Source organism: Teichococcus aestuarii (assembly GCF_042651065.1).
Classification (GTDB): domain Bacteria; phylum Pseudomonadota; class Alphaproteobacteria; order Acetobacterales; family Acetobacteraceae; genus Pseudoroseomonas; species Pseudoroseomonas aestuarii.
Genome location: NZ_JBHSCH010000053.1, coordinates 18449 through 31418, shown reverse-complemented (window position 1 = coordinate 31418; position 12970 = coordinate 18449). Strand labels below are relative to the sequence as shown.

Here is a 12970-nt window from a genome sequence, read left to right as displayed (position 1 = left end):
GGCACCGGCGGCGGCGAGCAGCGCGGCCAGGGCGATGGCCGGCGGCCCGGCGATGGCGGCCAGCTCCGCCACGGCGGCGGCGTCCTTGCGGTCCAGCGCGCGGGCGAGGCGGCGGCGGAGGTCGCCCTGCACCCCGGCGGCATCGAGCAGGGCGGGCGCCATGGTGGGGAGCGTGATGTCGAGGCTTGGCGCGGCGATGCCGACGGCCGCCAGCGCCTCGACGCCGAGCAGCGCCACCTCGGCATCCGCCTCGGCAGAATCGGCGCCGATCAGCTCGATGCCGGCCTGCGGGATCTGCCGCTCCGGCGCCAGCTGGCTGCCCTGTACGCGCAGCACCTGGCCGGAGTAGGAAAGGCGCAGCGGGCGCGGCACATCGGCCAGCCGGGTGGCGGCGATGCGCGCCACCTGCGGCGTGGTGTCGGCGCGCAGCCCCATCATCCGGTGGCTGCCCGGGTCCATCAGCCGGAAGGTCTGCTCGGCCACGGCGGCGCCGGAGCCGGCCAGCAGGCTGTCCTCGAATTCCAGCAGCGGCGGCTTCACCCGCTCATAGCCATGGCTGGCGAAGACCGCGAGCATCGCCTCCACCAGCGCCGCCTCCCGCGCCGCCTCGGGCGGCAGCAGGTCGGAAAGGCCGGAGGGCAGCAGGGCAGGGTTGGGCAGGTCTTCGGTCATGGTTCCGGAGGCCGGGGCGCCGGTCGAAGGGCGCGGCACGGGGTCAGGGGCAAACGGCGGCTGTGTGGCAGCGCAAGGCGGCGGGGGCAAGGGCGGATCGTCGCGCGGATGCGCGGGCCTGCTCCCGGCATTGCGCGCAGCGGCGCGAGGCCCCCACCCCGCCCGCCGCGCCGCCCACCCCTGGCCCTGCCCGGGCGGCGCCTTATCTGCAGGACATGCAACGCCGCCACGCCCTCTCCCTGCTTGCCCTTCCCCTGCTGGCCGCCTGCGCCGGCGGCGAGGATGCCGGCCGCCGCATCGGCGGCTACACCGTCGGCTTCGGCGACCGCATCCACGCCGCGGCACTGCGCGCGCCCTGGGAATTCGGCGACCTGTCGCGCTGGCGGGGGCAGCCCGGCCGCGCCGCCCTGGCGGTGGCCGATCTCGAGATCCTGACCGACGGGCTGGCGCGCGACCCCTACTGGTCGCCCGAGACGCCGCCGGACGTGGTCGCCCTGCTCGGCCAGGCGCGCGCGGCGGTGCGGGCGCGGCTCAGCATCGGCGGTGACGCCTCCCCCGCGGTGGTGGTGGCGGCGCTGACGCAGGCGGCGGAGAGGCTGGAGAGCGGCCGCGCTCCCCTGGCCGCGCCGGCGCTGGAGCGGCCGGGCTTCGGCCTGCCGGGACTCGGGACGCTGGAGCGCCTGTCCACCCTGCCCGCCCTGCGCGAGACCGAAGCGGCCGCCAACGCCGCCGCCGCCGAGATCGGGCGGCGCGCCGGCGGCGACGGCTGAGCCGCCCCCCAACCGGTTCAATTCCGATCGGTTTATTTCCGACCGGTTTATTTCCTTCGGCCCGAAGGCGCGGTCTATGCTGCGCCGCAGGAACGATCGCCGGGATCCTGCATGTCGATTCACGCCGCGCTGACGCACCGCACCCGCTACGCCTATGATCGCCCCGTCAGCCTGGGGCCACAGACGATCCGGCTGCGGCCGGCGCCGCATGCCCGGACCCCGATCCTCTCCTACGCGCTGAAGATCGAGCCCAGTCCGCACTTCCTGAACTGGCAGCAGGACCCGCAGGGCAATTTCCTCGCCCGCGTCGTCTTTCCCGAGCCGGTGCGGCATTTCGAGGTGACGGTGGACCTGGTGGCCGACATGGCCACCATCAACCCGTTCGACTTCTTCCTGGAGCCGGAGGCGGAGCAATGGCCCTTCGCCTACGACCCGGTGCTGGAGCAGGAGCTGGCCCCCTTCCGCCGCGCCGAGGCACCCGGCCCGCTGCTGCAGGGGCTGCTGGCCGAGGTGCCGCGCGAGCGGCAGAGCACCGTCGGCATGCTGATGCAGCTGAACGGGCTGATCAACCAGCGCGTCTCCTACATCGTGCGCCTGGAGCCGGGCGTCTGGGCGCCGGAGCGGACGCTGGCCGAGGGCCGCGGCTCCTGCCGCGATAGCACCTGGCTGCTGGTGCAGCTGCTGCGCAACCTGGGCTACGCGGCGCGCTTCGTCTCCGGCTACCTGATCCAGCTGGTGGCCGACCAGAAGCCGCTGGAAGGCCCCGAGGGCCCGACCGAGGACTTCACCGACCTGCACGCCTGGGCCGAGGTCTATCTGCCCGGCGCCGGCTGGGTGGGGCTGGATGCCACCTCCGGCCTGCTGGCCGGCGAGGGCCACATCCCGCTGGCGGCGACGCCGGAGCCGCAATCCGCCGCCCCCATCTCCGGCCTGATGAGCAAGGCCGAGGTGAGCTTCGACTTCGGCATGGGCGTGCGCCGCATCCGCGAGACGCCGCGCGTCACCAGCCCCTACGCGGAAGCGGCCTGGGCCGCCATCCAGGCGGCGGGCGAGGCGGTGGACGCGCAGCTCGCCGAGGGTGGCGTGCGGCTGACCATGGGTGGCGAGCCCACCTTCGTCTGCGCCACCGACCAGGAGGCGCCGGAATGGAACACCGCCGCCCTCGGCCCCAGCAAGCGCCGCTACGCCAACCGGCTGCTCAACCGGCTGCTGCCGCTCTGGGCGCCGGGCGCCGCCGTGCAGCACGCCATGGGCAAGCACTACCCGGGCGAGCAGCTGCCGCGCTGGGCGCTGAACGCCTACTGGCGGGCCGATGGCGAGCCGGTCTGGCAGGACCCCGCCCGCCTCGCCGGCGACGACGACACGGATGACGCCACGGCGCAGGACGCGCGGGCCTTCGCGCGCGCCCTGGCCGCCCGTCTCGGCCTCGCCGAGAGCTATGTGCAGCCGGCCCATGAGGACATCCACCACTATCTGTGGCGGGAGAAGCGCCTGCCGGCCAACGTCGTCGCCGAGGATTCGAAGCTGCGCGACCCGCTGGAGCGGGCGCGGCTGGCCAAGGTGTTCGGCCAGGGGCTTTCGGCCGAGGTCGGCTCCGTGCTGCCGCTGCGCCGCCGCGCCGACGGCTCCGGGGAGAACGGGGGCTGGGAGAGCGGGCTGTGGCTGTTCCGGCACGACGACCCGATCTTCCTGCTGCCCGGCGACTCGCCGATCGGCTTCCGCCTGCCGCTGGAAAGCCTGCCCTGGGCCGACCCCGCCAGCATCCCCGCGGAGTTCGAGCGCGACCCCTTCGCGCCGCCCGGCCCCTTCCCCTCCGCCCAGGCGCTGCACGACCAGCGCTCCCTGCCCGGCGCGCCGGCGCCGCGCGAGGGCGCGCCCGGCTTCCCGCTGCGCCACCAGCCCCTCCCCGGCCAGGGCCTGCCCTCCGCTGGCACGGCGGGTGGCCCGCTGCCCGGCGCCGCCGCGCTGCGGCAGGCACCGCCGCCGCGCCGGGAAGCCCCCGTGGTCGGGCGGGAGGAGCCGGGGCTGGTGCGCACCGCCCTCACCGTCGAGGCGCGGGAGGGCAAGATCCATGTCTTCTACCCGCCGCTGCACAGGGCGGAGGACTGGCTGGCGCTGACCGCCGCCATCGAGGACACCGCCGCCGCGCAGGGGCGCAAGGTGGTGCTGGAAGGCTACGGCCCGCCTTCCGACCCGCGCCTGCTGAGCTTCTCCATCACCCCCGACCCGGGCGTGATCGAGGTGAACATCCACCCCGCCCATTCCTGGGCCGAGCATGTGGCGCGCACCGAGCAGCTCTACGCCCTGGCGCGCGAGGAAGGGCTGGCGGCCGAGAAGTTCATGCTGGACGGCCGGCATGTCGGCACGGGGGGTGGCAACCACGTGGTGATGGGCGGCGCCTCGGTGGAGGAGAGTCCCTTCCTGCGCCGGCCGGACCTGCTGAAGTCGCTGCTCGGCTTCTGGCACAACCACCCGAGCCTTTCCTTCCTGTTCTCCGGCCTGTTCATCGGGCCGACCAGCCAGCACCCGCGCATCGACGAGGCGCGGCAGGATTCGCTGAACGAGCTGGAGATCGCCTTCCAGCAGGTGAAGCCCTTCCAGCCCGCGCCGCCCTGGCTGACCGACCGGCTGTTCCGCAACATCCTGGCGGACATGACGGGCAACACCCACCGCACCGAATTCTGCATCGACAAGCTCTACTCGCCCGACCATGCCGGCGGCCGGCGCGGCCTGGTCGAGTTCCGCGCCTTCGAGATGCCGCCCAACCCGCGCATGTCGGCGGCGCAGATGCTGCTGATGCGCGCCGCCGTGGCCGCCTTCTGGCGCACGCCCTATGAGCGGCGCCTGGTGCGCTGGGGCAGCCGGCTGCACGACGACTTCATGCTGCCCCATTACGCGGCGCAGGATTTCGCCGATGCCATCGAGGAGCTGAGGAGCCTCGGCGCGCCGCTGGAGACGGCGTGGTTCGACCCGCATTTCGCCTTCCGCTTCCCGCTGGTGGGCGAGGTCTCGCTGCATGGGGTGGGCCTCGAGCTGCGCCACGCGCTGGAGCCCTGGCACGTGCTGGGCGAGGAGAATTTCGGCGGCGGCACCGCCCGCTTCGTGGACAGCAGCACCGAGCGGCTGCAGCTGCGCGCCAGCGGCTTCGCGCCCGAGCGCTTCACCCTGGCGGTGAACGGCCACGCCCTGCCGATGGCCTCCACCGGCCGCGCCGGCGAGTTCGTGGCCGGCGTGCGCTTCAAGGCGTGGTCGCCGCCTTCCGCCCTGCACCCGACCATCCGCGCCCAGGCGCCGCTCACCTTCGACCTGTGGGACAGCTGGACCGGCCGCTCCCTCGGCGGCTTCACCCACCACGTGGTGCATCCGGGCGGGCGCAACTACGAGCGCTTCCCGGTCAACGCCAACGAGGCGGAGGCGCGCCGCCGGGCCCGCTTCTTCCCCTTCGGCCACAGCGTGGGCGCGGGCACGCCGCCGGCGCCGGTGGACTCGCCGGAGCTGCGCCGCACGCTCGACCTGCGCCGCCTCGCATGATACCGGGGGCGGGGTGAACCTTCCCGCCCCGCCTCCCGCCGTGCCCCCCGCTGTGCCCGATGAAATGGTCGATGGCCGCGGCCAGGTGCGGCCCCATTGGCGGCGCCTGCTGGCCGCCTTCTCCGACCTGCCGCAGGACTATGCCGGGAACGGCATCGGCGAGGCGGCGCGCCGGCTGGACCGCGCCTTCGAGGATGAGGGCATCACCTCCCTGCTGCCCGGCGCCGCCCAGGCCAGCCGCGCCTGGCGCTGCGACCCGGTGCCGCTGCCGCTGCCGGCGCGCGAGTTCGCCGCGCTGTCCGATGGGCTGTCGCAGCGGGCGCGCCTGCTGGAGCGGCTGCTGGCCGATTTCTACGGCCCGCAGGCCCTGCTGGCCGAGGGGCTGGTGCCGCCGGCCCTGGTCTTCGCCAACCCCGCCTTCCTGCGCCCCTGCCGCGCCGAGGGGCGCGCCCCCGCCGGCCCGCTGCTGACCACCTACGCCGCCGACCTGCTGCGCGGCCCGGACGGCGCCTGGCGCGTGCTGGCCGACCGCACCAGCCGTGCCGCCGGCATCGGCCACGCACAGGAGAACCGGCGGATGCTGGCCCGCGTGGTGCCCAACCTGTTCCGCGGCCAGCAGGTGCGCCCGCTGCGCCCCTTCTTCGACCGCTGGCAGGATTCGCTCCAGCGCCTCTCGCCGCGCGGCCCGGACAACGCCGCCATCGCCCTGCTGACCCCGGGGGTGCACCACCCGCTCTGGTTCGAGCATGTGCTGCTGGCCGGCGAGCTGTCCTGCGCCCTGGTCGAGCCGGGCGACCTGACGGCGCGCGGCGGCGCCCTGTTCCTCAAGACGCTGAAGGGGCCGCAGCCGGTCGATGTGCTGCTGCGGCGGATGGACGGGCGGCATCTCGACCCGCTGGAGTTCGGCGGCCATGGCGGCGTGCCAGGGCTGATGGACGCGGCGCGCAACGGCACGCTGCGCATCGTCAACGCCCCCGGCTGCGGCATGGTGGAGGCGCCGGCGCTGGCGGCGCTGCTGCCCGCGCTCTGCCGCCGCCTGCTGGGCGAGGCGCTGCTGCTGCCCTCGGCGGAGACGCACTGGCTGGCCGGGCCGGAGGCGCTGGGAATGGTGCTGCGCGACCCCGGCCAGTGGCTGCTGCGCCCCGCCTTCGACGGCGGCGCCGCCGCCCGTCACCCGGCGCGGATGCCGGAGGCGGCGCGCGAGGCGCTGCTGCGCCGCGTGGCCGAGCGCCCGCAGGACTGGGCGGCGACGCGCGACACGCCCCCCTCCGTCGCCCCCTGCGCCGATGGCGAGCGCCTCTCCCCCCGCCCGGTGGTGCTGCGCCTGTTCCTGGCGCAGGACGGGGCGGAATGGCAGGTGATGCCGGGCGGCCTAGCCCGCGTGCCGGGCGATGCCGAGGCCCTGGCCGGCCGCCTGCCGCAGCAGGGCCTGGCCAAGGATGTGTGGGTGCTGGCCGAGGAGGGTGCCGCGATCCTCGGCCCCGCCGCCCTGCCCCGCCAGCCCCTGCCGATCCGCCGCGCCACGGGCGAGCTGCCCTCCCGCGTGGCCGACAACATGTTCTGGCTCGGCCGCTACGTGGAGCGGCTGGAAGGCGCGGCGCGGCTGATGCGCGCGGCGCTGGCGCGGCTGGAGCGCGGCCCGCTGCTGCCGCGCGAATTCGCCGAGCTGACGGCGCTCTCCGCCGCGCTGCGCCATGCCGGGCTGGTGCAGGCCGAGGACATGCCGAGCGGCGCCGCCAGCGGCGCGCTGCAGGCGGCGCTGTGGCGCGCGCTGCGCGAGGGCGGCGCCGTCGGCCGGCAGATGGCCGAGATCGCCCGCCTCGTCGAGGCGGTGCGCGACCGGCTGACGGGCGACATACACACCCTCTTCACCCTGCCGCTGCGTGCCGTGCAGGTGCAGGCGGCGGCGCAGCACCGCGGCCAGCAGGGGCTGGAGGAGGCGCTGGCCGGCGTGCTGCGCTACTCCGCCGGCGTGGCGGGCGCGGCGGCGGAGAACATGGTGCGCGCCGGCGGCTACGCCTTCCTCGACCTCGGCCGGCGGGTGGAGCGCGCCCAGGCCATCGCCGCGCAGCTCGGCTTCGCGCTGGACCAGCCGGCCAGCCGCATCGAGGGCGGGCTGCGGCTGGCGCTGGAGCTGTGCGACAGCGTCATCACCTACCGCAGCCGCTATCTCGGCGTGCTGCAGCCCGCCCCGGCGCTGGACCTGGTGCTGGCCGACCCCGGCAACCCGCGTGGCCTCGCCTTCCAGCTCCACGCCATCCGCCGGCTGCTGACCGACATCGATGGCGGGCCGGAGCACGACCTGCTGCCGCAGGCCGAGGCGCTGCTGGCCACGGTGGAGGACATGCCCCTCGCCGTGCAGGCGGCCCGCGACCCGGCGCTGGCGGCCGTGCAGATCGCCCCGCGCCTCGCCACGCTGGCGGGGGAGGTCGCCGCCCTGTCGGACAACATCAGCCGCCGCTACTTCGCGCTGCTGCCGCCCGCGCAGTCGCTGGGGCAGGAGATGGTGGAGGAGCCCTCCGTGCTGTTCTGGGGCGCCGCATGAGCCACCCCCGTATGAGCCGCTGGCGCATCCGCCACGCCACGATCTACCGCTATGCCGAGGCGGTGGACATGGCCAGCCACATGCTGCACCTCTCGCCGCGCCCGCTGCCGCACCAGCAGCTGCGGTGGGAGACGCTGGCCTGCGCGCCGGAGCCGGCGCGCGTCTCCTCCGGCCTCGACCATTTCGGCAACCGCGTCACCTGGCTGTTCCTCGACCGGCCGCATGCCCGCTTCGAGGTGGTGGCGGAGGCGGAGATCGACGTCGCCTTCCCGCCGCCGCCGCCCGCCGCAGCGACCCCGCCCTGGGAGCAGGTGGCGGCCGAGGCGGCGCGCAGCGGCCCGGTGGCGGAATTCACCTTCCCCTCCCCCATGCTGCCCGAGCATGCCGGGGCGCGGGACTATGTGGCGCAGTCCTTCACCCCCGGCCGCCCGGTGCTGGCGGCGCTGCGGGAGGTGACCACGCGCATCTACCGGGACTTCGCCTTCCGCGCCGGCGTCACCGGCATCGCCACCCCGGTCTCGCAGGTGCTGGCGCAGCGTGCGGGCGTCTGCCAGGACTTCACCCACCTGATGCTGTGCGGGCTGCGCGGCCTCGGCCTGCCGGCGCGCTACGTCTCGGGCTATATCCGCACCCTGCCGCCACCGGGCGGCACCAAGCATCTGGGCTCCGACCAGTCGCATGCCTGGGTGGGGGCCTGGCTCGGCCCGGCGCATGGCTGGGTGGACCTCGACCCCACCAACGACCTGGTGGTGCGCGACGAGCATGTGGTGCTGGGCTGGGGCCGGGACTTCCACGACATCTCGCCGCTGCGCGGCATCATCCTGGGTGGCGGCCGGCACAGCCTGGAGGTGGCGGTGGACCTCACCCCCGCCTGAGCGGGGCACGCCACACCGCCTCTTGACCACCCGCACCCTGCAACGGCAACGCCCGCGCCCTATTTCCATCGCGAGGCCGCCCCGCGCCACCGCCCGCCATGGCCTGCGCCGTGCCGGCCAAGAACAGCAGGAGATGTTCCATGGCGGCCGCTCCGCCCAGCCCGTCGGCGTCGCCCGGCACTCTGCTTCCGCCCGGACGCGACACCGCACTGGATGTCTGGCGCGGCCTGGCGCTGATCACGATCTTCATCAACCACGTCTCCGGCAACATCCTGGAGAATGTGACGCACAAGAATTTCGGCTTCTCGGACGCGGCCGACCTGTTCGTGATGTTCGCCGGCTACGCCGCGGCGGCCGCCTATTTCAGCCGCTATGCCATCGGCCAGCGGCTCGCCGTCTCGCTCAAGGTGGCCAGCCGCGCGGTCAGGCTCTACACCACGCACCTGGCGCTGGTGGTGCTGGGGGGCGCGGTGTTCGCGCTCGGCGTCATCCGCACGGGCGATTTCGGCCTGTTCTCCGTCATCGCGCTGGAGCCGCTGATGATGGACCCGGCCGAGGCGCTGGTCTCCGCCGTCACCCTCGCCTACCAGCCCGGCTTCCTGAACATCCTGCCGCTCTACTTCGTGCTGATCGGCATGCTGCCGCTGCTGCTGTTCGTGGCCTCGCGCAGCCTGTCGCTGGCGGTGGTGCTCTCGGCGGCGCTCTACACGGCGGCGGGGCTCACCGGCACCAACCTGCCCGCCTACCCGCTGCCCGGCGGCTGGTTCTTCAATCCGCTCTCCTGGCAGTTCCTGTTCGTCATCGGCTTCGCGCTGGGGGCGCGGCGCAGCCGGCTGGGCGCCGCCATGCCCTATCACCGTGGCGCCTGGTGGGCGGCGCTGGCCTATCTGGTGCTGGCGCTGGTGGTGATGCGCGGCCCTGGCCTGCCGCCGGCCGGCTGGATCCCGCTGCTGCCGGATTTCCTGACGGTGCCGGAGAAGCAGTTCCTGTCCGTGCCGCGGCTGCTGCATGTCCTGGCGCTGTGCTACGTGGTGGCGCACTCGCCGCTGCAGGGCTGGGCGCGCGGCCTGCCGTCGCGCCACCCGCTGGCGATGATGGGGCGCCATTCGCTGCCGGTGTTCTGCACCGGGCTCGTGGTCAGCATCACCGGCGTGGCGCTGAAGCAGACGGGCTTCGACGGTCCGGTGTTCGACATCGCCTATGTCACCGCCGGGGTCGCCACCCAGATGCTGGTCGCGCGGCTGCTGAGCCTCACCGAGAAGCGGCGCGGCGGCAGCCCGGCCGGCCTGCCGGCCGCGGTGCAGCCTTCCTGATGCGGGCCGGCCGGAGAATGGCGGCGCTGGTCGGCGCCGCGCTGCTGGCGGCGGCCCCCGCCCGGGGCCAGGCGCCGCCGCCGGTCGGCACCGACAACGTCCCCGCCGCCTGCACCGTGCCGGACGAGTTGCGCGACCTCGGCCGCCCCCTGCCGCGCATGGCCGGGCTGCTGAAGGAGAAGCGGCCCATCCGCATCCTGGCCATCGGCTCCTCCACCACGGCGGGGGCGGGGGCCTCCTCCCCCAGCCATGCCTATCCGCCCCGGCTGAAGGCGGCGCTGGAGCGGCTGCTGCCCGGCATCGCGGTGACGGTGCGCAACAACGGCGTGGGTGGCGAGGTGGCCTCCACCACCCTGGCCCGCATGCGCGTCTCGGTGGAGGAGTGGCAGCCGGACGTGGTGCTGTGGCAGCTCGGGACCAACGACGCCCTGCGCGGCATCACCCCCCAGGCCTTCACCCAGGTGCTGCGCGAGGGGGTGGAGCTGGTGCAGCGGCGCGGGCTCGACCTGGTGCTGATCGACCCGCAATCCTTCCCCGGCATCCGCGACGCCGACCGCTACGAGGATTTCGTCGAGGGCATCGCCGCCGTGGCGGCGGAGAAGCGGCTGCCGCTGATGCGGCGCTACACCATCATGCGCTTCTGGCAGGCGCTGCCGCAGCCGGTGCTGATGCTCTCGGCCGACGGCTTCCACATGAACGACCTTGGCTACCAGTGCATGGCCGAGGTGCTGGCGGGCGGCATCGCCCGCCGCGTGACGGCGGCGGACTGAAGGCCCGCCGCCGGCCTCGCCTCAGTTCGAGCCGGCCAGGAAGCGCGCCGCCGCCTCCGCCAGGACCTCGATGCCGAGCGCCAGATCCTCCTCCTTCGTGTCCTCCGCCCAGTGGTGGCTGATGCCGCCGATGGAGGGGACGAACATCATCGCCGCCGGCATCACCTTGGCGATGTACTGCGCGTCGTGCCCGGCGCCGCTCGGCATCACCTGCCAGGCGCCCGGGGCCAGCGCCTCGGCCGCGGCCGAGAGCGCGCGCATCATCCCCTCGTCGCACAGCGCGGGGGTGGCCTTGGCGACGCTGACCAGCGTGGTCTCGCAGCGCTCGCGGCGGTTGCTCTCCTGCACCAGCCTGCGCAGCCCCGCCTCCATCTCGCGCAGCCTGTCCATCGACACGTCGCGGAACTGGAACAGCACGTCGGCGCGGCCGGGGATGATGCTGGGCGCGCCCGGCTCCAGCGTGATGCGCCCCGTGGTCCAGGTGCTGCGCTCGCCGCAGAAGCGCGGGAACTCGGCGTCGATGGCGGCGAGCAGGCGCACGGCGGCGAGGCCCGCATCGCGCCGCTCGGCCATGGTGGTGCCGCCCGCATGGTCCTGCTGCCCCTCCACCAGCAGCCGCCACTGCCAGATGGCGACGATGCCGCTGACGACACCGACCTGAAGCCCGGCCCGCTCCAGCTGCGTGCCCTGCTCGATATGCATCTCGAAGAAGCCCTTGTAGCGGGCCGGGTCGATCCGCAGGCGCGGCAGGCCCTCCAGCCCGGCCGCCTTCAGCGCCGCGCGCAGCGGCGTGCCGTCGGTGCGGTTGCGGCTGCGGTCGATCTCCTCCTCGGAGAGTTCGCCGATGATGGAGCGGCTGCCGAGGAAGCCGCCCTCGAAATGCCCCTCCTCGTCGGCGAAGGCGCAGACATCGACGGGCAGGCCGGCGCGGGCCAGCGCGAGGCCCGCCACCACGCCGAGCGCGCCATCCAGCCAGCCCGCCTCGTTCTGGCTCTCGATATGGCTGCCGACCAGCAGGTGCGGCCCCGCCCCCTTGTGCCGGCCGAAGACATTGCCGATGCCGTCGATCGAGGCCTCCAGCCCCACCGCCTCCATCTGCCGCATCAGCCAGCGGCGGGATTCCATGTCCTGCGGCGAGTAGGTCGGGCGATGCACGCCGGTCCTGAACGCGCCGATCCGGCGCAGTTCGTGCAGGTCCTGGAGGAAGCGGGCGGAATCGGTCTGGGGCATGGTCTCATCCGGCGAGGTCAGGATTGGGCAAGCTCTGGCTGTCGGGCTTTCTCGCAAGAGCCGTGCCGGCCAGCATGGGCCGGCCAGCATGGACCGGGAAGCGCGCGCCGGGAACTACCGGCGCCGCCGCCCGAGGATACCGAGGCCGAGCATCAGCCCCAGCGCCAGCACGGCCGAGGCCAGGATGGCACCCAGTGCCCACCAGAAGCCGCCCGCTGCCTCGGTGCCGGGCAGATCGGTGGTGTTCATGCCGAAGATGCCGGCGATGAGGCTGGGCGGCAGCAGCAGGGCGGTCAGGATCGACAGCACCAGCAGGCGCCGGTTGGCCTCCTCCGCGACCAGCGAGGCCAGCTCGTCCTGGGCGATGCGGCCACGGTCCTGCAGGCCCTGGGTCACGCGCAGCGCCATGCGGAGCCGGCGTTCCATCAGCGCCGGCGCATGGCCGGCGGCCTCCAGCCAGCCGCCGGGCGCCTCGGCCAGCTCCTCATAGGCCAGGGCCAGCGGCTCGATGCGCCGGTGCAGCAGCAGCGCCGCGCGGCGCAGGCCGGAAAGCTCCGCGCGGCGGTCATCCTCGCCCCGCAGCAGCTCCTCCTCGATCCGGTTCAGTTGCGCCGCGATGCCGGCGCCGCAGCGCCCGACGCCGGCCAGCACCTCGCGCAGGATGCTGTCCCAGCGCGCCGCCGGCCCGGCGCCCGGCATGGCCACGATGCCGCGGTGATGCGTCGCCCGCATCGGATGCCGCCGCGCGGTGATCAGCAGCGCCGGCGTCAGCGCCACGGTCAGCAGCCCCATCCGCTGCGGGTCGGGCTCCGCCCCGTCATCGTGGTGGAAATCCGGCACCGCGCCGGACAGCACGCCCTCGCGCAGTTCCAGGTGCGGTGCCTCGGCCCGCTCCAGCAGCGCCTCCACGGCGAAGGGCGGCAGCGCGCGCGGGGCCTGGGTGGCCAGGGATTGCAGGAAGGGCCGGGCGCGGGTGTCGGTCAGGTCGAGGTGCAGCCACAGGCCGCCCCCCTCGGGGTGCCGCCGCAGCAGCGCATCGACGGCCGCCTCGTCGAGCGGCGCGTCGCTCTCCGGGTGCCATCCCCAGATCAGGCCGTAGCCGCGAGGCGGCCTGATGGCGGGCGCATCGATCATGCGGCGGAATCTCTCCCCGGCCATGCCACGGCGCAGGGAAGCCCAGGCCATGGCGGAAGGCAATCCGCCCCATGGCGGGCGGCACGCCGGCGCGGCAAGAACTTTCCATGTCCGGTCCGCGACGGCGCCC

At 74.5% G+C, this 12970-nt stretch carries 9 protein-coding genes; 6 read left to right on the top strand and 3 right to left on the bottom strand.

Annotated elements, in window-relative coordinates; translation table 11 throughout:
• Window positions 1-672, bottom strand: a 672-nt coding sequence (locus ACFOY6_RS17945; RefSeq protein ID WP_379651832.1) for an ATP phosphoribosyltransferase regulatory subunit, incomplete at its 3' end; no start/stop codon positions are given.
• 215 nt (window positions 673-887) lie between these two features.
• Between ACFOY6_RS17945 and ACFOY6_RS17940 the strand changes: the two genes are divergently transcribed.
• The 6 genes from ACFOY6_RS17940 (at window position 888) to ACFOY6_RS17915 (ending at window position 10476) form a co-directional block, all read left to right on the top strand.
• Window positions 888-1442 carry a hypothetical protein gene (locus ACFOY6_RS17940; protein ID WP_379651831.1) on the top strand — a complete coding sequence of 185 codons (555 nt, stop codon included), beginning with the start codon at window positions 888-890 and terminating at the stop codon, window positions 1440-1442.
• Window positions 1443-1553: 111 nt separating this feature from the next.
• Window positions 1554-4973, top strand: a complete 3420-nt coding sequence (locus ACFOY6_RS17935) for a transglutaminase family protein (RefSeq protein WP_379651830.1) — start codon at window positions 1554-1556, stop codon at window positions 4971-4973.
• Window positions 4974-5037: 64 nt separating this feature from the next.
• Window positions 5038-7518: a circularly permuted type 2 ATP-grasp protein gene (locus ACFOY6_RS17930; protein WP_379651829.1), complete on the top strand. Its 2481-nt coding sequence runs from the start codon at window positions 5038-5040 to the stop codon at window positions 7516-7518.
• A complete protein-coding gene (locus ACFOY6_RS17925) occupies window positions 7515-8393 on the top strand; it encodes a transglutaminase family protein (RefSeq protein WP_245906027.1) in 879 nt (292 codons plus the stop codon). Before ACFOY6_RS17930 ends, ACFOY6_RS17925 begins: the two co-directional genes overlap by 4 nt.
• A 140-nt stretch (window positions 8394-8533) precedes the next feature.
• The gene (locus ACFOY6_RS17920; protein WP_379651828.1) at window positions 8534-9706 is read left to right on the top strand and encodes an OpgC family protein; all 1173 of its coding nucleotides are present in this window, start codon (window positions 8534-8536) and stop codon (window positions 9704-9706) included.
• A gap of 17 nt (window positions 9707-9723) precedes the next feature.
• Window positions 9724-10476 (top strand): SGNH/GDSL hydrolase family protein, encoded by a 753-nt coding sequence (locus tag ACFOY6_RS17915; RefSeq protein ID WP_379651827.1) that lies wholly within the window; start codon window positions 9724-9726, stop codon window positions 10474-10476.
• Between the two features lie 21 nt (window positions 10477-10497).
• Here the strand turns inward: ACFOY6_RS17915 and ACFOY6_RS17910 are convergent, their stop codons facing one another.
• Window positions 10498-11706: a Zn-dependent hydrolase gene (locus ACFOY6_RS17910; protein WP_379651826.1), complete on the bottom strand. Its 1209-nt coding sequence runs from the start codon at window positions 11704-11706 to the stop codon at window positions 10498-10500.
• A gap of 114 nt (window positions 11707-11820) precedes the next feature.
• The gene (locus tag ACFOY6_RS17905) at window positions 11821-12840 is read right to left on the bottom strand and encodes a CorA family divalent cation transporter (protein WP_379651825.1); all 1020 of its coding nucleotides are present in this window, start codon (window positions 12838-12840) and stop codon (window positions 11821-11823) included.
• Window positions 12841-12970: the final 130 nt, after the last annotated feature.

What these genes read in the sequence shown, in the direction of transcription:
- ACFOY6_RS17930 (WP_379651829.1), top strand. Translation starts at nt 5,038, where the DNA reads ATGGTCGATGGCCGCGGCCAGGTGCGGCCCCATTGGCGGCGCCTGCTG.
- ACFOY6_RS17915 (WP_379651827.1), top strand. Translation starts at nt 9,724, where the DNA reads ATGGCGGCGCTGGTCGGCGCCGCGCTGCTGGCGGCGGCCCCCGCCCGG.
- ACFOY6_RS17910 (WP_379651826.1), bottom strand. Translation starts at nt 11,706, where the DNA reads ATGCCCCAGACCGATTCCGCCCGCTTCCTCCAGGACCTGCACGAACTG.
- ACFOY6_RS17920 (WP_379651828.1), top strand. Translation starts at nt 8,534, where the DNA reads ATGGCGGCCGCTCCGCCCAGCCCGTCGGCGTCGCCCGGCACTCTGCTT.
- ACFOY6_RS17940 (WP_379651831.1), top strand. Translation starts at nt 888, where the DNA reads ATGCAACGCCGCCACGCCCTCTCCCTGCTTGCCCTTCCCCTGCTGGCC.
- ACFOY6_RS17935 (WP_379651830.1), top strand. Translation starts at nt 1,554, where the DNA reads ATGTCGATTCACGCCGCGCTGACGCACCGCACCCGCTACGCCTATGAT.
- ACFOY6_RS17905 (WP_379651825.1), bottom strand. Translation starts at nt 12,840, where the DNA reads ATGATCGATGCGCCCGCCATCAGGCCGCCTCGCGGCTACGGCCTGATC.
- ACFOY6_RS17925 (WP_245906027.1), top strand. Translation starts at nt 7,515, where the DNA reads ATGAGCCACCCCCGTATGAGCCGCTGGCGCATCCGCCACGCCACGATC.